We start from the raw sequence: 23,698 nt of genomic DNA, 5'->3' as shown, positions 1-23,698 counted from the left end.
CCGAAAATGGTCGGGAAGAAGACAATGAGCACCCGGCCCACATGCAGCCTCAAACGCCAGCGAGGCTGCAAATCCAACTGTAAGCGATGCGTTGCCCCGCAAGCACCTTGTCTCGCTTTTCTGAATTCTCCACCGTAACTGGAAACGTGAGCACACCCTACCCCGCGAATTCGGGATGCAAGCCGTTGGTTTATAATAATAAATGTGGTTTGGGCGAAAGCCACCCTCCTGCGAGTTGAGCGGGTTTGCGCTGATCCGCAGAAAACTCGCTTTGTTCTAAGGTTCTGATCTCATCCGGTATTTCCCCTCGAGGCTGCGAGTTGTCTGCGATCCACAGAACTTTGGCTTCCTCGATATACTGTGACGGCGCTCTGCTCGGAGGTGAGTTGTTGTCAGCAGCCATGACAAGCATCGCTCGAAGTGCTAAATGCCAGCCTCCAAAAAGGGCGCGATGATCTCGCTTGTTCTCGGCTTTTTCCACAGAAGCGCGGAGCGCTGGGGGCCAGATTGGGGGCCTTTTGAATTGCTGCCTTCGAAAAGACACTTTAATTCAAGTTTTTATCAATCCTATTGGCTTCCCTTCACCGCTCCAGTTTCCCACATTTATCGAAAATCTGAGTTCGCCATGCGCGGGCGTGCGGTGTGTGGCGGTCAGCTTTCGCAGAGGGCGGCGGGGAGCATCTTGACAAGATCACGGGCGAGAGCTGCGGCTTCGGGGTGTTCTTCGGCAAGACGGGCGCGGTGGAGGAAGATGAGGCGGCGGCGCACGACGGGGCCCGTGAGCGCGACGACGGCGAGGCGCGTAGGGTCATAGCCGCGCACGTAGAGTCGCGGCATGACCCCGACCGCGAGGCCGCTGGCGACAAGGCCGAACAGCGATTCCATGTGATCGACGCGGTAGTGGCGCGAATGGACGATGTTGGCCTCGCGCATCGCCGCCGTGCTGATCTCGCCAATGCTGCCCGAGCGGAAGTGGACCACTTCAAGCCCGGCAAGTTCCGCCCAGGTCACGCTTGCGCGCGCGGCAAGGGGATGTTCGGCACCGAGCACGAGGGCCATCTCATCCTCGATCAGGGGGGTGCCCGCGAGGCCCTCCTCGATCAGCGTGGTCGCGCAGATCGCCATGTCGAGCGCGCCGCGCTGGAGCCCGGTGATGAGCGTGTCGCTGGTCCCGTCGGTGATGTCGACGCTGATCGCGCGCGCGTCCTGGTCGAGCCCGGCGACGAACTGCGCCAGCGCCGGGAGCGCCGAAGGCATCGTGCCGATCCGCACCGTCGTCGTGCGGCGGCGCAGCGTGTCGTTCATGTCCTGGAAGGCGTTGTCCGCCGTCGTCAGGAGACGCCAGGCGTGGGGCAGCAGCGCCTCGCCCGCCTCGGTCAGGTTCACCCGGTGAGTCGTGCGCTCGAACAGCCGCACACCGAGAATCGTCTCCACCTGTCGGATAGAGGCACTGAGCGCCGGTTGCGAAACCGCCATTGCCTCGGCCGCCCGGCTGAAGTTGCCGGTCTGGCTCAAGGCCACGAAAAAGCGCAGTTGCCGGATCGAAATCGGCATGTGCGACGGGGAGTTAGGCACAGGCCCCGAGGGCGGTGCAGCGGGTGTCGACATGGCGAGGCGGGACTCCGGGCGGCACGGCACGGCCCTTCTTATAATACGGAATTATAGAATGATAAATATAAACAGTTTCCCCTGATAACTGGGCCACCATAGGGTCTCCCCCATCCAGACCGCCGGTGCGAAAAAATGAGGGTTCCGGCGGCCCGTTCCATCCCCCATGCCGGGTCTGCCATGGGAGTTCGGGTGGCACGGGAGATCCCGCAAGGGGTCCGAAGTTCTTTCCAGGGGGTCAGTCATGTCGTCTGTTGCCAACACCGTTGGGTCCATCTTCGCGCGCCGTCGCAGCGCACTTCTGAGCGCCACCTTCCTGGCGCTCGTGCCCGCCGCCGGCGCCGCGCAGGACCTGGGCGCCGCACCGGCCGAAGAGCCTTCCGAAGCGATCGTCGTCACCGGCTCGCGCATCCGTTCGCCCAACGCCACCAGCGTCAGCCCGATCTCGACGGTCGGCGCCGAGGACATCTCCGCGCGCGGCGCAACGCGTCTTGAAGACCTCCTCAACACCCTGCCCCAGGTCTACGCCGACCAGGGCGGCGGCAACCGCGGCGGCACGGTGGGCGCCAGCGGCACCGCGACGATCAACCTGCGCAATCTCGGCAACCAGCGCACGCTCGTCCTCATCAACGGCCGCCGCCTGATGCAGGGCGATCCCGCCCGCTCGGCCGCGCAGGCCGCCGACATCAACAACGTCCCCGCAGCCCTGGTCGAGAGCATCGACGTCGTCACCGGCGGCGCCTCGGCGGTCTACGGTTCGGACGCGCTGGCCGGTGTCGTCAACTTCCAGCTCAAGCAGAACTTCGAGGGCCTGCAGTTCGACGGCAGCACCGGCGTCTTCCAGCACGACAACGGCAATGCGATTGCCTCGGTCGCCGAAGCGGCGGGCCAGCGCGTGCCCACCGGCAGCACGGTCGACGGCTTCCAGACCAGCCTCGCGCTGACCGCGGGCACCAACTTTGCCGACGGGCGCGGCAACATCACCGCCTTCGTCAACTACCGCAAGATCAACGGCGTGGGCACCGATTCGCGCGACTTTGCGACCTGCAACCTGCGCGCCAACGCGACCGGCTACGCCTGCTCGCTCTCGTCCACGACCTACCCGGCGCAGTTCCAGCTGACCGATCCGGCAACGGGCACCACGCGCGGCAGCTACACGCTGGGCGGCGAGGGCTTCCGCCCCTACCAGAGCTCGGACGGCTTCAACAACGGCAACACCTACGACCTGCAGGCCCCCGACGAGCGCATCAACGCCGACATCATGGGCCACTTCGAGATCTCGCCCGCAGTCGAGGTCTATGGCGAGTTCATGTACATGCGCGACAAGGCGGACATCCGCCTCTCGCCCACCGGCATCTTCACCGTCGCGCACAGCATCAACTGCTCCAACCCGTACCTTTCGGCGCAGCAGCAGGACCTGATGTGCAATTCGGTGGGTCTGGGTCCGCAGGACGATGCCACCGTCAACGTCTCGATGCGCAACGCGCCGGGCGGCTCGCGCCACGACTACACCAACCACACCTCCTACCGCGCAGTCGGCGGCCTTCGCGGCGAATTCGCGCCGGGCTGGACCTATGACGCCTACGCCCAGTACGGCCGCACCAACTACTCCTCGCGCCTCACCGGCGACATCTCGCTCGCCCGCTTCGCGAACGCGCTGCGCGCCGTGCCCGGTGCCAATGGTGAGATCGTGTGCGAGGGCTCGGACCCTGCCTGCGTGCCCATCAACATCTTCGCGCCCACCGGCGTGACCGAGGAAGCGCTCGGCTACGTGCAGGGCACCTTCACTCGCACCGGCTTTACCGAAGAGAGCATCGTCAGCGGCTCGGTCACCGGCGACCTCGGGCTCACCCTGCCGCTCGCCGCGAACCCGATCAGCGTCGCCTTCGGCGCGGAATACCGCAAGGAGCGCATCGGCTTCACCCCCGACACGCACTATTCCAGCCGCGATGTCGCGGGCAACTCGGGCGGCGAATATCCGATCTCGGGCTCGTTCGACGTCAAGGAAGTCTACGGCGAGATCCGCGTGCCGCTGGCCGAGAACCGCCCCTTCCTCGAGAGCCTCGCGCTCGAAGGCGGCATCCGCTACTCCAACTACTCGACCGCAGGCGACACCGTTGCCTGGAAGGCCGGGGCGGAGTGGATGCCCGTCAACGACGTGCGCCTGCGCGCCAGCTTCCAGCACGCCGTGCGCGCGCCCAACCTGGTCGAGCTCTACGGCCCCCAGCGCGTGAGCACCGCGCGCCTTTCCGACCCATGCGAGGGCACCAACCCGGTCGCCACCTTCGAGGCCTGCGCGGCCTCGGGCGTGACGGCGGCGCAGTACGGCTCGATCGCTCCGGCCGCAGGCCAGCTTTCGGGCGCCCTTGTCGGCGGCAACCCCGACCTCAGCCCGGAGAAGTCGAACACCAAGACCTTCGGCATCCAGCTCACGCCGTCGTTCCTGCCCGGCGTGACGCTGACCGCGGACTACTTCGACATCAAGGTCGATGACCTGATCACCACGATCCCGGCCACGATCACGCTCAGCCAGTGCATCGAGGCGGGCACCTTCTGCGATCAGATCGAGCGCAACCCGGCGACCGGCTCGCTGGTGACGAGCGGCTACGTGCTGACCACCAATGTCAACGCGGGCTACCTCAAGACCACCGGCATCGACGTCTCCGCCTCGGCCCGCCAGGACCTCTATGACCTCCTCGGCGCGGACCTGGGCCTCGTCTCGGTCACCTTCTCGGGCACACGCACCAACACGTACGAAGTCGAGATCGTGCCGGGCACCCAGCCCTACGGCTGCGACGGCTACTTCGGCGCGACCTGCGGCCAGCCGATCCCGACCTGGCGCCACCGCGCCCAGTTCGACTGGACCGCGCCCGATGGCAACGTGAAGCTCGCCACCACCTGGCGCCACATCAGCTCGACCCGCAACGACCGCGCGAGCGATGCCGACTTCCTCTCGGGCAGCTACCAGCCCTACGACGGCAAGCTGAAGGCAATGGACTACATCGACTTTGCCGCCAGCTTCTTCATCGAGGACAGCTACACGCTGCGCCTGGGCGTCAACAACGTGTTCGACCGCGATCCGCCGCTGACCGCCAGCACCAGCGGGCAGACCTCGAACGGCGCGTTCTTCGCGGGCATTTACGATGCACTTGGCCGCTATCTTTTCGCCAGCGTCACGGCCAAGTTCTGAGGCTGGCAACCTGAACTTCCCGGACGCGTCCCCCTTCCCCCCATCCGGCGCGTCCGGGGGGCCATTTTTCCGCTCCTGTCCAAGGAAACGCGTGGCATGACGAAGATCCTCCCCACTCTCCTTGCCGCCATGGCGCTGGCGATCGCCCCCACGGTCCCGGCGCTGGCAAAGGACGCGGCCGCCCCCACGGCCGCGCCCGCCTCTGCCCCCACAGAGGCACTGCAGGACGGCAAGGTCCGGATCTTCTTCGACAACGATTTCCTTGGCCCCGGCCAGAGCAACATCCAGTCGATGATCCCGCTCCTGCACGATCCCCGGGTGGACCTCATGGGCGTGGGCGTGGTGACGGGCGATGCCTGGATGACCGAGGAGACGCAGCACCTCCTGCGCTTCCTGGAGATCGCCGGGCGCACCGACGTGCCGGTTCACCCCGGCGCGAAGATGCCCCTGCTGCGCACGCAGGCGGAAATGGCCAACTGGGAAGCGCGCTACGGGCGCATTCCCTTCAAGGGGGCGTGGAGCACGCCCCGTCCGGGTCGCACGTACCACCCGGAAGACCCCGACCTGGTCCCCCCCATGCCCGAGGGCATGCCCAGCGTCGCGGTCGCCGACACGGGCGCGGTCGACGCGCTCGTGTCGGCCGTGCGCCAGCACCCCGGTGAGATCACGATCGTCTCGGCCGGCCCCCTCACCAACATCGCGCTGGCCCTTCGGGTCGCACCGGACATCGCGACGCTGGCCAGGGAGATCGTGATCGAACCGGGCAAGCTGGACACCGCCATCGGGCGGGCCACCGGCAACACCGACTATTCGACCGATTTCAACTTCCTGTTCGACCCCGAGGCCGCGCACATCGTGCTCACGGCCCCCTGGAAGCGCATCACGCTGGTCGGCAACGTCAGTTCCAAAGTGAAGGTCACGCCCGAGGTCGCCAGGCGCATCGGCAAGGCCGGAACCCCGGTCGCGACCTACTTCGAGACCTACGCGCGCCTCGGCCAGCCGCTGTGGGACGAGATCACCGTTGCCGTCGCCATCGACCGCTCGCTCGTGACCGAGGAACTGGTCGTGCGCATGGACGTCGATACCATGCCCGGCATGCACTACGGCGAGCCGCAGGTGTGGAAGGAAGACATGGCCCCGAATGCCGGCGAGCGCCCGGTCCACCTGATCCTGGGCATCGATGAGGAACGCTTCCTCAAGGACTTCATCGCGCAGGCGCAGCAGTGATTGCAGGCTTCCTCGAACGCCGCTTTGCGCTGAGCGAACGCGGCACCACGCCTGCGCGCGAGACGCTTGCCGGGCTCACCACCTTCCTGGCCGCCGCCTACCTCATCGTCGTCATTCCCTCGCTGCTCTCCAGCGGCGGCATGGACCGCGCGGCGGTAACCGCGGGCGTCATCCTCGTCATGGCCATCGGCAGCCTTGCCATGGCCTTCTACGCCAACCTCCCCTTCATCGTGGGTCCGGGCATCGGCGGCTCGGCGATCCTGGGCATCACGCTCGCCCAGATCGAGGGCGTGCCCTGGCAGACCGGCCTTGGCATTGCCGCCTTTTCAGGGATCGCCTTCGTGGTCCTGACGCTGACGGGCGCGCGCGGCATGGTCGTGCGCATCATCCCCCCGCAGATCAAGCTGGGGCTGGGCGCCTCGATCGGCCTGTTCATCGCCATGCTCGGCTGCCGCGATGCGGGCCTCGTCTCCGTCGACGTTGCGCGCCATGCGCTCAAACTCGGCGACTTCGGCCAACCCGGCCCGATCTGCGCGCTCATTGGCCTTGCCGTTGCCATCGCGCTCCAGGCCCGCCGCGTGCCGGGTGCCGTCCTCGCGGGCATCGTCGTTGCCGCGCTGGTCGGCGTGCCGCTGGGCCTTACCCGTTTCGACGGCGTGTTCTCGCTGCCCCAGTCGCCCGCGCCCGTCACCGGCAAGGTCGACATGCTGGGCGCGATCAGCCTCGTTGCGCTGCCCTACATGTTCACCTTCTTCGCCTCGGAATTCTTCTCGACGCTGGGCACCACGCTCGCCATCGGCGGCAAGGCGGGCCTCACCGACACGGAAGGCAACCTCCCGCAGATCGAGCGCCCGTTCCTGATCGATTCGCTCGCCGCCACGCTCGGCCCGCTCGTCGGCGTTCCGGGCGGCACCGCGCTCGTTGAATCGGCCGCCGGCGTCGAGGCGGGCGGACGCACCGGGATGACCCCGATGGTCGCGGCCGTGCTGTTCGCCGCCACGCTGCTTGCCATGCCGCTTGCCATGGCGATCCCGCGCGAGGCGACCGCGCCCGCGCTGATCCTCATCGGCATCGCCATGATGGGCACCATCCGCCAGGCTCCGGGCGAGGACACGATCTCGCTCTTCGCGCCCATCGCGATGATGCTGCTCACGCTCATTTCCAACAGCTTTGGCACCGGCATCGCCGGGGGCCTGCTCGTCCACGTCCTCGTCGAGGTGCTGGCGGGACGCTGGCGGCAGATCCCTGTCGGCCTCTTCGTGCTCAGCCTCCCGCTCGGCTACTACTTCTACACCGCAGCCACGCTCCACTGACGCAGGGCCTGCGCCGCATACCGGAAATAACCCATGCCTGAGACCCCCTCCCCCTCGGTCGCCCCGCTGGCGATCGGCTGCGTCCCTGCATCCCCGATCGGGCGCGACGTCGATGCAGCCTTGCGCGCCTTCTTCGTGGCGATGCCCAAGGTCGAATTGCACTGCCACCTGCTGGGCACCGTGCGCAAGGAGACCTTCCTCGACCTCGTCGCGAAGTACGACGCCCCGCTCGAACGCGCCGAGATCGAGGCCTTCTACACCCGCGGCGAGCGCCCGGTCGGCGTGCTACGCGTGCTGCGCGCGCTGGAGGACTACCTCCTGATGACGCCCGAGGACCTGCGCCGCATCACTTACGAGTACCTCGAGGACGCCGCGCGCGAGAGCGTGCGCCACGCCGAATTCTTCTGGAACCCCACCGCCACCATCCGTGACGGGCGCCTGCCCTACGCCAAGGCCGTCGCGGGTATCCTCCAAGGCATGGACGAGGCCGAGGCGGACTTCGGCATTTCCTCGCTGCTCATCCCCTCGATCGACCGCGAGGCCCCGGCCGAGGAGGCAGTCTTCATGGTCGAAGAGATGATCGCCCACCCCCACCCCAAGGTCGTGGGCATCGGCATCGACTACCGCGAGGACAACCGCCCGCCCGAGATGTTCGCCAAGGCCTACGCGCTCGCCAAGGAACATGGCCTGCGCACCACCGCGCACGCGGGCGAATTCGGCATGCCCTGGACCAATGTCGCGATGGCTATCGACACCATTGGCGTTGACCGCGTGGACCACGGCTACACCATCATCGACAACCCCGAACTGGCGCGGGACTACGCCGCGCGCGGCCTCGTCTTCACCATCGTGCCGACCAATTCCTACTACCTGCGCACGCTCGAGCACGAACGCTGGGCGCTCGACCATCCGATCCGCCGCATGGCCGAGATGGGCTTGAAACTGCACCCCAATTCCGACGATCCCACGCTCCATCAGGTCACCCCCGCGGGTGCCTGGCAGCTCCTCTACAGCCACCTGGGCCTCGAACTGACCCAGCTGCGCGAGATGATGCTGAACGGAATTGAGGGTTCCTGGGCGGGCGAGGATCAGCGGGCGCAGTGGAGTGCGACCTGGCCTGGGGAGTTCGACGCGTTGCTGGCGCGGGCCCTTCAAGGTTGAAGAGAGGTTTTCAAGGGGCCATCGCCCCTTGACCCCAAAATCGGCGGCCTCAGCTTTCGCAGCCTGCACAGCGGGCGGAAGGTGAGGTCACGTATTGGATCATTCCAGAGGGGCTTCGCCCCTCAATTTTCCAAGCCGCAACCTCTCCCATCTCCCCCAACGCCGCGCGAGTACACTGCGCCAGACAGGTCGGGGAGCCCGAGGGCAATGGCCCTCGGATTCTCTCTTCTACTTACTCAACCTCATCAATCCGAACCAGCAAAGCCTCCAAGGCCACCTGCTGCCCCTCGCGCACGGCCAGTTCGCCCACCACGCCATCGAACGGCGCGACGAGCGTGTGCTCCATCTTCATGGCTTCGAGCGTCACGAGCTTCTGCCCGCGCACGACCTCCTCACCCTCGGAAACGGCCACCGCGATGATTCGCCCGGGCATCGGTGCCAGGATCGCGCCCGAGCCCGCGCTCGCGCCATGGGCGCCATCGCGCCGCCAGTGGGTCAGCTGCCAGGCCTCGCCCCGTTCGGCGAGCAGGACGGCCTCGACCGGGTCTTCGCTCCCGCCTTCGAAGGCGATTTCGCACGGCTCGCCATCCAACAGGAAGCGCGCGGTGCGCCGGGGCGCGGCGTTGAGGCGAAAGCCCAGCAGCGGATCGGCGGGGACGAGCGCGCGCGCGGCGGCTTCCAGCGTCTCGGCCGAGGGCGCGCAGGGCTGCGCCATATCCTCGCCGTCGCGCCCGATCAGGCCGGTATCGACCGTGCCCGCCACGAATTCAGGATGTTCGAGCGCGCGCACGAGGAAGGGCGCGTTGCACTTCACCGGCCAGACCGCGCTTTCGGCCAGCATGTCGCACAGCCTCTCGCGCGCTTCTTCCCGGCTCTCGCCATGCGCGACGAGCTTGGCGATCATCGGATCGTAATGCGGCGAGACCGTGTCGCCTGCCTCCACCCCGGTTTCGATCCGACCGCCCGGTGCGTCCCCGAATTCGAGCATTTCCAGCCGCCCGGTGCTGGGCAGGAACCCGCGCGCCGGGTCCTCGGCGTAGAGGCGTGCCTCCATCGCCCAGCCCGAGATGGAGAGGTCCTCCTGGGCTGCGGGGAGCGGCTCCCCGCTCGCCACGCGCAGCTGCCATTCGACGAGATCGACCCCGGTGATCTCCTCGGTCACGGGATGCTCGACCTGGAGGCGCGTGTTCATTTCCATGAACCAGATCTTCTCGGCATCGAGCGGGCCTGAGCCATCGGCGATGAACTCGATGGTTCCCGCGCCCACGTAGTCGACCGCCTTCGCCGCGCGCACGGCGGCAGCGCACAGCGCCTCGCGCGTGGCCGGGTCCATGCCGGGGGCTGGCGCTTCCTCGATCACCTTCTGGTGGCGGCGCTGGAGCGAGCAATCGCGCTCGAAGAGGTGGACGACGGACCCGTGCGTATCGCCAAAGACCTGCACCTCGATATGGCGCGGGGTGGCGATGTACTTCTCGATCAGGACGCGCTCGTTGCCGAAGCTGGAACGCGCCTCGCGCTGGCACGAGGCGAGCGCGTCAGCGAAGGCGCCTGCCTCCTCGACGAGGCGCATGCCCTTGCCGCCGCCGCCCGCGACCGCCTTGATCAGCACCGGATAGCCGATGGCCTCGGCTTCGCGCGCCAGCCGCTCGGGCGACTGGTCTTCGCCCAGATAGCCCGGCGTCACCGGCACACCGGCCTTTTCCATCAGCGCCTTGGCCGCATCTTTCAGGCCCATCGCGCGGATCGAGGCGGGGGACGGGCCCACCCAGGTCAGCCCGGCATCGAGGACGCCTTGCGCAAAGTCCGCGTTCTCGGACAGGAAGCCGTAGCCCGGATGGATGGCATCGGCGCCCGCCGCCTGTGCTGCGGCGAGGATCTTGTCCGCGCACAGGTAACTCTCGACAGCCGGAGCCGGACCGATCGCCACCGCCGCGTCGGCCATCTGGACATGGAGCGCCGCAGCATCCGCATCGGAATGGACCGCGATGGTGCGGATCCCCATGCGCTGCGCGGTGCGGATGATCCGGCAGGCGATCTCGCCCCGGTTGGCGATAAGGAGCGCGCCGATCACGGGTGACGCTCCGGAAAACCATGGCGGGTGTGGAGCGCGGCGAGGACGCTTTCGATATCGCCCGCAAAGCCGCCCTCGGCAAAGGCCAGCGCGGGAAGGTCCTGGTGCGCCTCGCCCAGCCGTTCGATCACCGCCGTGCGCGGACGCGGCCAGGGCACGCGCATCACCTCGATCTGGGCCGCGCGCTCAGGGAACAGGGCGAGCAGCCCCTCCACCGTCACGCAGTCCTTGCAGTAGAAGCGCCGCACCCCGCCCAGCGCCGGATCGGCCCAATCGGTGTCGAGTACGTAGAGAGTGTCCTTGGCCATCGTCATCATCACATCCTGAACACGCCGAACTGCGGCCTTGCGGGGAACGGCGCCTCGAGCGCGGCGCCGAGCGCGAGACCCAGCACGTCGCGGGTCTGGGCCGGGTCGATCACCCCGTCGTCCCAAAGCCGCGCGGTGGCGTAATAGGGGTTGCCCTCGGCCTCGTACTTGGCGCGGATCGGCGCCTTGAAGTCCTCGGCCTCCTCCTCAGACCAGCTTTTCGCGTCGCGGTGGACGGTGGCGAGCACCGAGGCGGCCTGCTCGCCCCCCATCACCGAAATGCGCGCGTTGGGCCAGGTGAAGAGGAAGCGCGGATCGTAGGCGCGCCCGCACATGCCGTAATTGCCCGCCCCGAACGAGCCGCCGATGATGACAGTCAGCTTGGGCACTTGCGCGGTTGCGACTGCGGTCACCAGCTTGGCGCCGTGCTTGGCGATCCCTTCGGCCTCGTAGGCGCCGCCGACCATGAAGCCGGAGATGTTCTGGAGGAACAGCAGCGGAATGCCGCGCTGGCAGGCCAGCTCGATGAAATGCGCGCCCTTCTGCGCGGATTCGGAAAAGAGCACGCCGTTGTTGGCAAGGATCGCGACCGGGAACCCGTGAATATGCGCAAAGCCGCAGACGAGCGTGGAGCCGAACAGCGGCTTGAATTCATGAAATTCCGAGCCATCGACAAGCCGCGCGATAACCTCGCGCACTTCGTAGGGCGCGCGCACGTCCTCGGGGATGAGCGCGTAGAGATCCTCGGCCGGATAGAGCGGTGCTCTGGATTCCCGGCGCTCCACGTTGGCGCGCTCGCCCGGACCCAGATGGCTGACGATGTCGCGCACGAGCGAAAGCGCGTGGGCATCGTCATCGGCCAGGTGATCGGCAACGCCCGAGGTCCGCGCGTGCAGCTCGCCCCCGCCCAGTTCCTCGGCGGAGATGACTTCGCCTGTCGCGGCCTCGACCAGCGGAGGGCCAGCCAGAAAGATCGTGCCCTGCTCGCGCACGATCACGGTCTCGTCGGACATCGCGGGCACATAGGCGCCGCCCGCCGTACAGCTGCCCATGACCGAGGCGATCTGGGCGATACCCGCACCGCTCATCTGCGCCTGATTGAAGAAGAAACGGCCAAAGTGGTCGCGGTCGGGGAAGACCTCGGCCTGGTTGGGCAGGTTCGCACCGCCCGAATCGACAAGGTAGATGCAGGGCAGACGGCAGGCCCTGGCGATCTCCTGCGCGCGCAGGTGCTTCTTGACCGTCATCGGGTAGTAGGTGCCGCCCTTCACCGTCGCGTCGTTGGCGAAGATCATGCAGGTGCGCCCCGAGACCTGCCCGATCCCGGCAATGATCCCGGCGCCAGGCACCTCGTCCTCGTAGAGGCCGTTCGCAGCCAGCTGGCCGATCTCCAGAAACGGCGCGCCCGCATCGAGCAGCGCTTCGACGCGGGTCCGCGGAAGCATCTTGCCGCGCGCCTCGTGGCGTTCGCGCGCCTTCGCCGAGCCGCCCAGTGCGGCCCGGGCCACACGTTCGCGCAGATCCTCGACCAGAGCGCGGTTGTGCCGGGTGCGCGCCTGCGCGTCCGGGGCGCTGGGATCGAACGTTGTGGGCAAGACCGGCCCGCTCATCGCAGCGCACTCTCATTTCGCAAACGCGACATCATCCTGTTCCCGTGCCTAATTTATTTTCGCGCATGGTGGCACAGGACAAACGCGCCGCGCAAGGCAAAGGTTGCCCTGTACGGCGGGTAACGGGGGGGCGGTATCAGCCCCCGAAGCCGCCGCCCCCCGGTGTCTCGATCACGAAGACGTCGCCCGGTTCGAGGTCCACCTTGGCGGTGGGGCCCAGCTCCTCGACGCGGCCGTCCGCGCGCTCGATGCGGTTGATGCCCGCCGCACCATCACCGCCGCCGGCCAGCCCAAAGGGCGCGACCTTGCGGCGCTGCGAGAGGATGCCCGCCTGCATGGGGGCCAGGAAACGCACCCGGCGCACCGCGCCGTCGCCACCGCGATGCTGGCCCGCCCCGCCCGAACCGGCGCGGATCGAGAATTCCTCCAGCAGGACCGGGAAGTTGGTTTCCAGCACTTCCGGGTCGGTCAGGCGCGAATTGGTCATGTGGGTCTGGACCACGCTCGTCCCGTCGAAATCGGGCCCTGCGCCCGATCCGCCCGCGATTGTCTCGTAGTACTGGTGCGCGGCATCGCCAAAGGTGAAGTTGTTCATCGTGCCTTGCGCAGCCGCCATGGCGCCCAGCGCGCCGAACAGCGCATCGGTAATCGCCTGGCTGGTCTCGACATTGCCTGCAACGACCGCGGCGGGCGCGACCGGGTGCAGCATCGAACCTTCGGGCACGCGCACCGCGATGGGCCTCAGGCACCCCTCGTTCATCGGCACCGGATCGTCGATCAGCGTGCGCACCGCGTAGAGGACCGCCGCGCGCACCACCGGCAGCGGCGCATTGAAATTGTCGGGCAACTTCGGCGAGGTTCCGGCAAAGTCGATGACGGCGCTGCGCGTGTCGCGATCGATGGTGACGGCAACGTGGATCTGCGCGCCGTTGTCCATCTCCAGCACGAAGGTGCCGTCCGTCAGGCGCTCGATCAGACGGCGCACGGCCTCTTCGGAATAGGCCTGGACGTGGCCCATGTAGGCATCGACCATCGCGCGGCCCTGCTCGCCCGCGATGCGGCGCAGTTCCGAGGCCCCGCGCCGGCACGCGGCAAGCTGGGCGCGCAGGTCCGCGATGTTCTGCTCGATCGCGCGCGAGGGATGCGGACCCGAGGCCAGAAGGTCGCGCATCGCCGCCTCCTGCAAGGTGCCCCTGTCGACGAGGAGGACATTGTCGATCAGCACACCTTCCTCGTCCAGCGTGCGGCTGCGCGGGGGCATCGAGCCCGGGCTGATCCCCCCGATGTCCGCGTGGTGCCCGCGCGCCGCGACGAACCAGGCGGGCGCGTCGTCGCCATCTTCGGCGAAGACCGGCATGACCACGGTAATGTCGGGGAGGTGCGTGCCGCCATCGTAAGGCGCGTTGAGGACATAGGCGTCGCCCGCGAGGATACCGCGCCCGTCCGCTGCGTTCCCGCGCCGCTCCAGCACGGTGCGCACGGATTCGCCCATCGAGCCGAGGTGAACCGGCATGTGCGGGGCGTTGGCGATGAGGTTTCCGGCCGCATCGAACAGCGCGCAGGAGAAATCGAGCCGCTCGCGGATGTTCACCGAGCGCGCCGATTGCTGCAGCGCTGCGCCCATTTCCTCGGCAATCGCCATGAACAGCGCGCCCATGATCTCGAGCCGCACCGGATCGCGCTCGGTGCTGGAGGACAGCGCAGATTGCTGCGGCGCGCTGCGCGACAGGATGAGATTGCCGACAGCATCGACACGCACCGACCAGCCGGGCTCGACGACAGTGGTGGACACATCGTCGACGACGAGCAGCGGGCCCGTAGCGGCAAACCCTTCGGCAAGGTCGCGGCGGTGGTAGAGCGGCGCCTCGTGGCGCGCGCCGCCGGTCCAGACCGACACCGTCTCGGCCGCCGCGCCCGAGGTCGCGGGGAGCGGCATCACCGCACCGCCACCGGCATGGCCGCCCGCAACCGCCTCGACGCGCAAGGTTTCGGCGACGAGATCCTCGCCCGGCGCGAAGCCGAACAGGTGGTCCCAGCCCTCGTGGAAGGCCGCGCGCATCTCCGCGAGATCGCCCAGCGGCACCGAAATCGTGCTTTCGCTGCCCCGCGGGCGGATCGCGAGCGAGGCTTCGAGCGTGATGGCGGTTTCGGGGACGCCCTGCGCGGCAAGGTCTGCGCGCGCGGCCTTGCCGAGCCCGGACACCGCCTCATCGAGCGCAGCCTTGCTCTCCTCGGAAAGGGTGAGGCCGAGCGTGCGCTCGTGCAGCACGCGGCGGTCAGCGAGGCCCATGCCGTAGGCCGAGAGCACAGAGGCGAGCGGGTGGCATACGACCGTCGTCACCCCCAGCGCGTCGGCGACCTTGCAGGCGTGCTGCCCGCCCGCTCCGCCAAAGGTCACCATCGCCGCGCGGGTGACATCGTGGCCCCGGCGCAGCGAGACGGTCTTGATCGCGTTCGCCATGTTGGCGACCGCGATTTCCAGGAAGCCCTCGGCGGCCTCCTCGCGGGTGAGTTCGCGCCCCGTTGCGGCCTTGGCCTCGGCGAGGATCGCGTCCATGCGCGCCTGCGCCGCCTCCAGCGACAGGGGCTCGTCGCCCTCGGGGCCGAAGACGTGGGGGAAATGCGCGGGACGCAGCTTGCCCAGAAGCAGATTGCAGTCGGTCACCGCGAGCGGGCCGCCGCGCCGGTAACAGGCCGGGCCCGGCACCGCGCCCGCGCTTTCCGGGCCGACCAGAAAACGCGCGCCGTCAAAGGCGCAGACCGAGCCACCGCCCGCGGCCACCGTCTCGATCCGCATCATCGGCGTGCGCACGCGGTTGCCCGCCACGCGCGTCTCGCTGTCGCGCTCGTACTCGCCTGCATAGTGCGACACGTCGGTCGAGGTGCCGCCCATGTCGAAGCCGACGACCTCGTCGAACCCGGCCTCCTTCGCGATGGCCGCCATGCCCACGATGCCGCCCGCAGGCCCCGACAGGATCGCGTCCTTGCCGCGCAGCATGCCGCCCGTCGTCAACCCGCCGTTCGACTGCATGTAGAGCGCATCGACATGGGGGCCGAGACCGGCCTCCAGCCCGTCGATGTAGCGATCCAGAACGGGCGAGAGATGCGCGTCGACCACGCTGGTATCGCCGCGCGCGATGAGCTTGATGAGCGGGGCCACCTCGTGGCTGACCGAAACCTGGGTGAAGCCGATCTCCTGCGCCAGCTTGGCCAGCGCGGCTTCGTGCTGCGTATGGCGATAGCCGTGCATGAGGACGACGGCGATGGCCCGAAACCCGTCCGCAAAGGCCGCTTCAAGCCCTGCGCGCGCGGCCGCTTCGTCCAGCGGGCGATGGACCGTGCCGTCCGCGCCGATGCGCTCGTCGATCTCCAGCACCTTCGCCGCGAGCGGATCGGGCAGAGCGATGTGGCGCGCGAAGATGTCCGGGCGCTCCTGCGTGCCGATCCGCAGCGCATCGCCAAAGCCGCGCGTGATCGCGAGCAGGACCGGCTCGCCCTTGCCCTCCAGGAGCGCGTTGGTGGCAACCGTAGTACCCAGCCGCAGTTCGCTGGGCGGAAGATCACCTTCCTCGACGCCCGTCAGGCGGCGCATCGCCTCAACCGCCGCGTCCTCGTAACGGCCCGGGTCCTCGGACAGGAGCTTCAGCCGCTCGAACCGCCCGTCCGGCGCGCGCGCCACCACGTCTGTGAATGTGCCACCGCGATCGACCCAGAATTGCCAGTTGTCCGTCATGGGGACCTACATGGCGACCAAGGCGGGAAAGCGCAAACGAAGTGGGAAGAAGGGAATGATTCAAGGGGCCATCGCCCCTTGACCCCGGAACCGTCCTGGGCAGTTCGTGCCGTGAACGGAGCGCACGAAACGTGAGGATGGCGGACAGAAAATAGAGGGCAAAGCCCCTCAATCCCTATCGAGACGAGACCTCTCACCCGCGAACCACGCTGTCCGGCCCACCTGCGCTCGACAGTTCGGGGAGCCCGAGGGCAATGGCCCTCGAATTCATCCTTGTTCTTCTACGTTCTACTACGCCCAGCCCGTCGCAAGATACCGCTCGGCGAGGCCAGCGAGGAACAATGCGCCCCGGGGCAGAACGCTCTCATCGACCATCATCCGGGTCGAGTGGATGCCGCAGCACTGACTCCAGTCATCACCTTCGGCCGCCACGCCCAGGAAGAACATCGCACCGGGTGTCTTCTCCAGCACATAGGCGAAGTCCTCCGCGCCCATGATCGGGTTGGTGAGGCGTTCGAAGGTGTCGGCCCCGAACAGGTCCCGCGCCACGCCCTCGCCGAAGTCGACCGCGCGCGCGTCGCACACGGTAACGGGGAAGCCTTCGATGATCTCGACCTCGGCGGCAAGGCCGTGAGCCCCGGCGATACCGGCGGCGAGCGCGGTCACCTCTTCGCGCAGCCGCGCCCGGTTGGTGGCCGAGAGCGAGCGCATCGTGCCCAGCATGTCGACATGGTCGGGAATGACGTTGTGCGCGCTGCCTGCCGTGATCTTGGAGATGGTGACGACGACCGGATCGAAGACCGAGAACCGGCGCGCGACCATGGTCTGGATGGCGGCCACGATCTCGCAGGCGATGGGCATGGGGTCCATCGTGTCGTGCGGCATCGAGGCGTGTCCGCCCCGGCCCTTGACGGTGATCGCAAGCTGGTCGGCCGAGGCCATGAGGGGCCCTGCCCGCCCACCGATCATGCCGTGGCGCGCGTTGGGCATGATGTGGAGCGCGAAGGCGGCCTCGGGCAGGGCGCGGGACGTGCCGGGGCCACCCAGGAGGCCGTCGTCGAGCATGTAGCGCGCGCCGTGCCAGCCTTCCTCACCCGGCTGGAACATGAAGCGCACCTCGCCGGTCAGCCTGTCTGCCTTGCCCGCCAGCAATCGCGCCGCGCCCGCCAGCATGGCGACGTGGGTGTCATGCCCGCAGGCGTGCATCACGCCCGGAATGGTGGAGGCGAAATCCAGCCCGGTTTCCTCGGGCATGGCCAGCGCGTCCATGTCGCCGCGCAGGAGTACAGAGCGGCCCGGTCCCGCGCCCCCTTGCAAGGTCGCGACAAGGCCCGTGGTCGAGGGCCCTTCCTCCCATTCCAGCGGAAGGTCGGCCAGCTCGGCGCGGATCTTGTCGCGCGTCAGGGGGGTGTGGAGGCCCAGTTCGGGCTCGGCATGGATCGCGCGGCGCAGGGCGACGATGCGCTCGGAAATGGCGGCGGGGCAGTCCGCCTCGATGGAAACACTCATGGCGCCATGATACGCACGGCGCGCGAGGTGTCGAGCGCTGTGAGGGCTCAGGACGCCGCCGCGGCGGCCTTCTCCTCATGTTCGAGGCGGCGCAGCGTGCGCAGCGCAAGCCCTCCCATGAACAGGTACGAGCACGCCCCGCCAATGGCGACGCCCCAGGCCACGCCCGTCGATCCGAAACCGATCAGGAAGACGAGGCTGATGCCCATCGCCACCAGCGCGACCACGCGCGCGAAGAGCGATAGGTTGGCTCGGCCCGTGGAATGCAGCACCGGCTCGAACGAGACGCTGGCGAGATCGAAGCTGGCGCCAATGGCGAGCGGGACGAGGATCGCCGCACCCTGCTCGAAATCGTCGCCGCCGATGAGCTGCAGCAGGTACTTGCCCGCCACCAGCGCGAGGAGCACGACAAGCAGCGCCGCGCCGCCCGCGATCTTGCTGGTCTGGCCGACCAGCTTGCGCAGTTCCGAAGCCTCGGACGACGCGCTGACGTGGGCGACTTCGGCGTAGACCGAGCGGGTGAGCAGGGTCGAGAGCTTGCTCATCGCCTGCGAGAGCTGCGAGGCGAGGCGGTAGAGACCCGCCGCGCTCGTGCTGACCCAGCCACCCACGATCAGGAGCGGGCCGTTCTTCATCAGCGCGTCGATCGAGGAGCCGAAGTAGGAGACGAGGAAGAAGTGGGCGAGCCCCTCGTTCTCGCGCAGGGCCGTGCGCAGGCGGCAGAAATTGGAAAGGCGGATACCCTCCGGGCACAGCCGGCGCGCGACGATCCAGTAGAGCGCAGCCTCCACGATATCGATCGCGGCCCATGCGAAGAGGAAGCGGGCCACGCTGGGTCCTGTAAACCAGATCGCCAGCGCAGCGACGAGCCGCCCGGTAGGCACCACCGCCTCGACATAGACCGCCGCATCGAAGCGGTTGAGCGCGCGCACCACGCCCGTGGGCGCGGACACGAGCGCCCAGAGCGAAGCGCAGCAGAACCAGAAGGCGACATTGACGTAGGCCTGGTTCAATTCGAGCATATGCCCGAAGCCGAAGATCGCGACCGCCGCGACCACGGTGCCGAGCACTGCGCCGATGGCGTCGAGCCCCCCGCACAGCATGGCAAGGCGGCCAAAGCGGCCCCATTCCTTTTCATGGACGTGGGCACTGCCGTAGCGCACGACCACCCGCCAGGTCTGGAAACCGGTCAGCGCGATGATCGCCTGCGCGGTTCCGAAGATAAGCGAGAAGTGGCCAAAGTCCTTCAGGCCCAGGGTGCGCGTCAGGATGGCAAGATACGCGATGCTGCACACAGCACCGAAGCCCTTGCCGCCCAGCAGCCAGGCGGTGTTACGAAGGATCCGCCCCAGCGAAGATTCGGTCTTAGGACGGTTGGGTTTGGCCGACATTGGCGGGCATGTGGACGAGCGCGCGCCGACTTGCAAGCTGTCGATACACGCCGCGCGCGCAATTCAACGCGAAACGGCGCGTTTGCCTTTCCCTTCGCCGCGCCGCGCGCTAGAGGCCTAGGCCTCCCCAGCAGACCACATAGTGACCCCCATGATCGAACATGCCATCCTCCTGAGCGCCGGCCAGGGCTCGCGCCTCCTTCCCCTCACCGCCGAACGTCCCAAGTGCCTGATCGACTTTTCGGGCCGTTCGCTGATCGCCTGGCAGATCGAGATGCTGGCGCGCGCGGGGATCAAGCGGATCGACGTCGTCACCGGCTTCATGACCGACATGCTCGAAGCCCATCTCGCCGCCATCGAGGACCCGCGCGTCGAGATCACGGTGCGCTTCAACCCCTTCTTCAAGGTCGCCGACAACCTCGGATCGTGCTGGATCGCGCGCGAGGCGATGCGCGGGGACTTCGTCATCCTGAACGGCGATACGCTGGTCTCCGAAGACATTGCCCGCGCGGTACTGGCCGAACCCAACCCCTGGCCCATCGCGGTCACCGTCGACGTCAAGGCCGAGGGCTACGACAGCGACGACATGAAGGTCGAACGCACGCCCGAGGGGCGCCTCGTCCATATCGGCAAGACGCTCACCGCCGAGCAGTCGAACGCCGAATCGATCGGCTTCCTGGCCTTCCGCGGCGAAGGCGCAGACCTCTTCCGCGAGACGGTGCGCAAGGCCATGCGCACGCCCGAGGGCGTCCAGCACTGGTACCTCAAGGTCATCGACTCGATCGCGCCCACCGGCAAGGTCGGCACGCTCTCGATCGAGGGCATGGACTGGGCCGAAGTCGACTTTCTCAACGACATCGAGATCGCGACCCAGCTCACCGACCAGTGGGCGACCTGATCGCGCAGCTGGAAGATCAGAAAAACAGGTGATTCCGAGGGCCATCGCCCTCGGGCTCCCCATCCTGTCGAGCGCAGATGGGTCTTCCAGCGGGCCGCGAGGTTGAGAGGGTTCGGATTGGAGGAGGATGAAGGGGCTTTGCCCCTTCTGTTTTCCACGCGCGCCTTCGCACCTGTTGCGCCGCGCTCCTCGCGCAAGCTGGCCAAGCCCGTTCCGGGAGCCCGAGGGCGATGGCCCTCGGATCTCTCTTTTACCTACGAAATGTGAACCCGGCTCAGGCCCAGAGCGCCTGGAGTGCGGCGCGCATCGCGTCCGGCTCGTCGCCGGTCAGCTTGTGCGCGTCGCCCAGCGCCGGGGGACCGGGCCAACCGGCATCGGCAAAGACGATCCCCTGCCATTCGCGCGCACCTTCGTAGCGGGGAATGACGTGGAAGTGGACCTGCGGGTCCACCATCATCAGCATGAGGTAGTTGAGCTTTTCATAGCCCGAGAAGGTCGCGAGCGCGGCCTCAATGTCGCGCGTGATCTCGGCCAGTTCGGCGTGCGCACCTGCCGGCAGGTCCCCGAAGGCGGTCGCCGTGCTCCTGGCGGCCAGAACCAGGCTGCCGAGCGTGGGCTGGGCGGGCCGGACGAGGACCACCCAGTGTTCGTAGGCCTTCACTTCACTGGCCGGGTAACCGAATTTCTCGAGCGTCGCGTGCATCGTCAACCTTCCGCCAACCACGAGGTTATCTGGCCCCCGCGCGCCTTGTAGACAAGGGCCTGGACCAGACGCACCGCATGGATCGCACAGCTCAGCCCGGTCCACGCCGCGACCACGGCCAGACCGATGTCGGGACGCGCGAAGAGCATGGCGACAAAAAGGATCACCATGTTGGGATTGCGCCGCGCGGTAATCAGGCGGAACCAGCTGTCGAAGCGCGTCCACACGTGGATGTGGAGCCCGCCCGCCATGCGCATGAAGATACCCTCGATCGCGCGCTGGACCCAGTAGCCCAGCTGGATCACGCCCTGGATCCACCAGAACGTGGTGTCATCGTAGGCCAGCCCCCAGCTGGCGAGGCCCGTCGCCCACAGCCACCACCAGAACGGGGGATGGATAAGGTCCATGCCGTGGTCGAAGACGTTGCCCCAGGCCGAAGAGGTGATCGTGCAGCGTGCAAGCTTCCCGTCCACGGTGTCGAGCACCATGAACACGAGGCCCGTCGCCATGCCCACCCAGTAGTGCCCGTAGGCGAACAGCACGGTCGCGATCACGCAGAACAGCGCGCCCACGAAGGTCACCATGTTGGGGGTCACGCGCCAGCGCGCGCAGATGCGGGTGAGCACAAGGGCCCACTCGGGCCAGAGGTACTTGGTCAGGATATCGGTCACGCCCTTGTAGGCGCCGAAATAGCTGGCCCGCTCGATCGCGCGCACGTTGTCGGCGCGCAGCGGCATCAGGAAGGGCGTCTCGCGCTTGCGCAGCTGCTTGTTCTCGATGGTCGGGCCATCCTCGAAGGCCAGGACCTGCAGACCCGGGAGAGCAAGCCCCTGCCCCGCCTCGCCGCGCATGGCCGCCGCAAGCGCGGCTGCTTCTTCGGCCGAGCGCGCATGGGCCAGCGCGGGCACACCGCCCAGCGTCAGCACCATGCCCGGATGCGCGAGGACGTGGCGAAACCAGGAGGGGTCCCAGGCGAAATCGGCATGGACAAGGATCGCGCCCGACTTGGACGCCGCGCCGGGAACCTGCGCGGCCAGTTCCAGCCCCGATGCACGGGCGATCCGTCCGACCCGCTCCGTCACCGAAAGGCCCCACAGGACCACGTCGTTGTGCCCGACGACGACCGTCACCGTCGGGCCACCCACTGCATTTTCACCTTGTGCCATGACTGGCCCCTACTGCGAGTTGCACAGACTGGCAATCCGCGCGAGGGGCCCGCGGCCACGAGTCGGCGCATGGACAGCACACTGGGCCTGCCAAGGCGCGGGTGCAGCCTGCCGGGGCGGCACGGCACCCATCATTTCGTGCCTTCCAGGCATCACTTCAGCGCGAAACAGCCATCAATATGTCACACAAATGTGTCAGAGCGTATTTCGGGATGATTTTTTCCGCGCGAATGCCTATGTGGAGCGCGTGAACGGATCAATCTACGAATTTGAAGCGATGCCGCGTTTCGGCAATCGCGTGCAGCGCCCTTCGCGCACAGCGGTCGCCCGTGCCCGGGCCGGACGCGCCGTGCCGCTCGTGGGCATCATCCGTAATCCGCGCAGCCACCGTAACAAGGGCAAGGCCGCGGAAATGGCGGACTGTTCGAACATCCTGACCGAAACCCCGCGGGACCGCAAGGCCCTGCTCGACACGCTGGGCGAATTTGCCCGCCGCGGGATCGACTATCTCGTGATCGACGGCGGCGATGGCACCGTGCGCGACGTGCTGACCTGCGGCACCGAGATCTTCGGCGAGGACTGGCCGCGCCTGATCGTGCTGCCCAAGGGCAAGACCAACGCGCTGACAGTGGACCTGGGCCTTCCCGGCGAATGGTCGCTGACCGAGGCGCTCGCCGCCGCCCACAAGGGCAAGACGGTCACCCGCCACCCGCTGCGCATCACCTCGGCCGACGCGGCCGAAACCGGCCTCGCCGCGGTTCAGGGCTTCATCCTGGGCTCGGGCGTCTACACGCTGTGCACCGAAGCGGGGCAGGAAGCGCACCGCCGCGGCGCGTTCAACTCGCTGGCGGTCGGCATCTCGATCCTGTCGGGCATCCTCCAGGCCCTCTTCGGCCGTCAGGGCAACACCTGGCGCCGGGGCACGCCTACGCGTCTTGTCGACCGCATGACGGGCCGCGCGCTGCCCCATGCCGGAGCGAAGCGCGGCAGCGGCGAAACCGACCGCCGCTTCCTCACCATCGCCACCACCTTCGAGCGCTTCCCGCTCGGCATGCGCCCCTTCGGACGCAAGGTGGCGCCGGGCCTCAAGCTCCTCGTGCTCGACCGCGCCAGCCGCCTCGTGCTGGGCCTCGCGCCGCTGGTGATGATGGGCCTGGGCGGACGCCTGCTGGGCCGTCATGGCCTGCACCGCTTCGCCACCAGCGACGTCGATATGGACATCGAAGGCCCCTTCATCCTCGATGGCGAGGCTTTCCCGGCCGGGCGCTACATCATGGACGAAGGCCCGCAGCTGACTTTCGTGGTGCCCTGAGCCCACGCTGCACGCGCCACCCGGCGCTGGCATTTTCACCCCTTTCTCCATCTGTCTTGATTTCGAGGCGTCCTTGCCTGAGCATAAGGACATGAGCGTAGACCTCCTGGGGCGGATCCGGACCGCACTCGAACGCCCGGTGGAACCGGCCGTGGCGGCGTTCGCGCACCGTCTGGCCGCACAGTCCCCCGTGCCCGTGCTCGCCGTGCTGTTCTACGGCTCGAACCTGCGCACCGGCTCGCTGGAAGGCGTGCTCGACTTCTATGTCCTGACCGACACCCCGCAGGTCGAGAAGATCTGGCCGCGCGTCAGCTACCACGAATGGCGCTGCTCGCCCGCCGACACTGCGCCCGACGGGACCGCGCTCCCCGACGCCGACCTGCGCGCCAAGGTCGCGACGATGCCGCTCGAAACCTTCCGCGCGGCCGCCGCCGGAGAGCGCCTCGACACCACCATCTGGGCCCGCTTCGTCCAGCCCAGCGCGCTGGTCTGGAGCCA

15 protein-coding genes and 1 pseudogene are annotated in these 23,698 nt (G+C 67.8%); 7 read left to right on the top strand and 9 right to left on the bottom strand.

From position 1 onward, the window contains the following. Positions 1–651 precede the first annotated feature (651 nt). The gene (locus tag MTR65_RS16405; protein WP_243802116.1) at positions 652–1,554 is read right to left on the bottom strand and encodes a LysR family transcriptional regulator; all 903 of its coding nucleotides are present in this window, start codon (positions 1,552–1,554) and stop codon (positions 652–654) included. A gap of 298 nt (positions 1,555–1,852) precedes the next feature. On the opposite strand from MTR65_RS16405, the gene MTR65_RS16400 reads away from it, so the two are divergent. The 4 genes from MTR65_RS16400 (at position 1,853) to add (ending at position 8,499) form a co-directional block, all read left to right on the top strand. Then, complete coding sequence (locus MTR65_RS16400; RefSeq protein WP_243802114.1) at positions 1,853–4,798, top strand: TonB-dependent receptor; 2,946 nt, start codon at positions 1,853–1,855, stop codon at positions 4,796–4,798. A gap of 96 nt (positions 4,799–4,894) precedes the next feature. Further along, positions 4,895–6,025, top strand: a complete 1,131-nt coding sequence (locus tag MTR65_RS16395) for a nucleoside hydrolase (protein WP_243802112.1) — start codon at positions 4,895–4,897, stop codon at positions 6,023–6,025. Beyond that, entirely contained in the window at positions 6,022–7,338 is a 1,317-nt protein-coding gene (locus MTR65_RS16390; protein WP_243802110.1) for an NCS2 family permease, read from the top strand. Before MTR65_RS16395 ends, MTR65_RS16390 begins: the two co-directional genes overlap by 4 nt. A gap of 33 nt (positions 7,339–7,371) precedes the next feature. Continuing rightward, the gene (add, locus tag MTR65_RS16385; RefSeq protein WP_243802108.1) at positions 7,372–8,499 is read left to right on the top strand and encodes an adenosine deaminase; all 1,128 of its coding nucleotides are present in this window, start codon (positions 7,372–7,374) and stop codon (positions 8,497–8,499) included. 232 nt (positions 8,500–8,731) lie between these two features. Here add and MTR65_RS16380 read toward each other — a convergent pair whose 3' ends face one another. The 6 genes from MTR65_RS16380 to MTR65_RS16355 form a co-directional block, all read right to left on the bottom strand. Beyond that, positions 8,732–10,570, bottom strand: coding sequence for an acetyl/propionyl/methylcrotonyl-CoA carboxylase subunit alpha (locus tag MTR65_RS16380; RefSeq protein ID WP_243802106.1), 1,839 nt, complete (start codon positions 10,568–10,570; stop codon positions 8,732–8,734). Further along, on the bottom strand, positions 10,567–10,878 hold the full coding sequence (locus MTR65_RS16375) for a DUF3088 family protein (RefSeq protein WP_243802104.1): 312 nt from the start codon (positions 10,876–10,878) through the stop codon (positions 10,567–10,569). Before MTR65_RS16375 ends, MTR65_RS16380 begins: the two co-directional genes overlap by 4 nt. An 8-nt stretch (positions 10,879–10,886) precedes the next feature. Further along, the gene (locus MTR65_RS16370; protein WP_243802102.1) at positions 10,887–12,488 is read right to left on the bottom strand and encodes a carboxyl transferase domain-containing protein; all 1,602 of its coding nucleotides are present in this window, start codon (positions 12,486–12,488) and stop codon (positions 10,887–10,889) included. Between the two features lie 136 nt (positions 12,489–12,624). Further along, positions 12,625–16,221 (bottom strand): hydantoinase B/oxoprolinase family protein, encoded by a 3,597-nt coding sequence (locus tag MTR65_RS16365; protein WP_243802100.1) that lies wholly within the window; start codon positions 16,219–16,221, stop codon positions 12,625–12,627. A 291-nt stretch (positions 16,222–16,512) separates the two neighbouring features. Continuing rightward, complete coding sequence (locus MTR65_RS16360) at positions 16,513–17,730, bottom strand: M20 metallopeptidase family protein (protein WP_243802098.1); 1,218 nt, start codon at positions 17,728–17,730, stop codon at positions 16,513–16,515. A 47-nt stretch (positions 17,731–17,777) separates the two neighbouring features. Next, positions 17,778–19,121: a lipopolysaccharide biosynthesis protein gene (locus tag MTR65_RS16355; RefSeq protein WP_243802096.1), complete on the bottom strand. Its 1,344-nt coding sequence runs from the start codon at positions 19,119–19,121 to the stop codon at positions 17,778–17,780. A gap of 151 nt (positions 19,122–19,272) precedes the next feature. Here MTR65_RS16355 and MTR65_RS16350 point away from each other — a divergent pair, with 151 nt between their 5' ends. Continuing rightward, complete coding sequence (locus MTR65_RS16350; RefSeq protein ID WP_243802094.1) at positions 19,273–20,019, top strand: phosphocholine cytidylyltransferase family protein; 747 nt, start codon at positions 19,273–19,275, stop codon at positions 20,017–20,019. A 274-nt stretch (positions 20,020–20,293) separates the two neighbouring features. On the opposite strand, the gene MTR65_RS16345 is transcribed toward MTR65_RS16350, so the two are convergent. Both MTR65_RS16345 and MTR65_RS16340 read right to left on the bottom strand, forming a co-directional pair. Next, positions 20,294–20,722 (bottom strand): HIT family protein, encoded by a 429-nt coding sequence (locus MTR65_RS16345; RefSeq protein WP_243802092.1) that lies wholly within the window; start codon positions 20,720–20,722, stop codon positions 20,294–20,296. 2 nt (positions 20,723–20,724) lie between these two features. Continuing rightward, positions 20,725–21,888: a CDP-alcohol phosphatidyltransferase family protein gene (locus MTR65_RS16340; protein WP_243802090.1), complete on the bottom strand. Its 1,164-nt coding sequence runs from the start codon at positions 21,886–21,888 to the stop codon at positions 20,725–20,727. A gap of 247 nt (positions 21,889–22,135) precedes the next feature. Between MTR65_RS16340 and MTR65_RS16335 the strand changes: the two genes are divergently transcribed. Both MTR65_RS16335 and MTR65_RS16330 read left to right on the top strand, forming a co-directional pair. Further along, complete coding sequence (locus MTR65_RS16335; RefSeq protein ID WP_243802088.1) at positions 22,136–23,200, top strand: diacylglycerol/lipid kinase family protein; 1,065 nt, start codon at positions 22,136–22,138, stop codon at positions 23,198–23,200. A 91-nt stretch (positions 23,201–23,291) separates the two neighbouring features. Further along, positions 23,292–23,698, top strand: a pseudogene (locus MTR65_RS16330) (hypothetical protein); the annotation flags it as partial.

This window comes from Novosphingobium mangrovi (assembly GCF_022818885.1).
GTDB classification, from domain to species: Bacteria; Pseudomonadota; Alphaproteobacteria; order Sphingomonadales; family Sphingomonadaceae; genus Novosphingobium; species Novosphingobium mangrovi.
Note: the sequence above shows the minus strand (reverse complement) of the source record. Positions and strands in the feature narration are given on the sequence as shown.

Coding starts and splice junctions, on each gene's coding strand:
- MTR65_RS16405 (WP_243802116.1), bottom strand. CDS start 1,554: ATGCCGATTTCGATCCGGCAACTGCGCTTTTTCGTGGCCTTGAGCCAG.
- MTR65_RS16400 (WP_243802114.1), top strand. CDS start 1,853: ATGTCGTCTGTTGCCAACACCGTTGGGTCCATCTTCGCGCGCCGTCGC.
- MTR65_RS16395 (WP_243802112.1), top strand. CDS start 4,895: ATGACGAAGATCCTCCCCACTCTCCTTGCCGCCATGGCGCTGGCGATC.
- add (WP_243802108.1), top strand. CDS start 7,372: ATGCCTGAGACCCCCTCCCCCTCGGTCGCCCCGCTGGCGATCGGCTGC.
- MTR65_RS16375 (WP_243802104.1), bottom strand. CDS start 10,878: ATGGCCAAGGACACTCTCTACGTACTCGACACCGATTGGGCCGATCCG.
- MTR65_RS16370 (WP_243802102.1), bottom strand. CDS start 12,488: ATGAGCGGGCCGGTCTTGCCCACAACGTTCGATCCCAGCGCCCCGGAC.
- MTR65_RS16365 (WP_243802100.1), bottom strand. CDS start 16,221: ATGACGGACAACTGGCAATTCTGGGTCGATCGCGGTGGCACATTCACA.
- MTR65_RS16360 (WP_243802098.1), bottom strand. CDS start 17,730: ATGAGTGTTTCCATCGAGGCGGACTGCCCCGCCGCCATTTCCGAGCGC.
- MTR65_RS16355 (WP_243802096.1), bottom strand. CDS start 19,121: ATGTCGGCCAAACCCAACCGTCCTAAGACCGAATCTTCGCTGGGGCGG.
- MTR65_RS16350 (WP_243802094.1), top strand. CDS start 19,273: ATGATCGAACATGCCATCCTCCTGAGCGCCGGCCAGGGCTCGCGCCTC.
- MTR65_RS16345 (WP_243802092.1), bottom strand. CDS start 20,722: ATGCACGCGACGCTCGAGAAATTCGGTTACCCGGCCAGTGAAGTGAAG.
- MTR65_RS16340 (WP_243802090.1), bottom strand. CDS start 21,888: ATGGCACAAGGTGAAAATGCAGTGGGTGGCCCGACGGTGACGGTCGTC.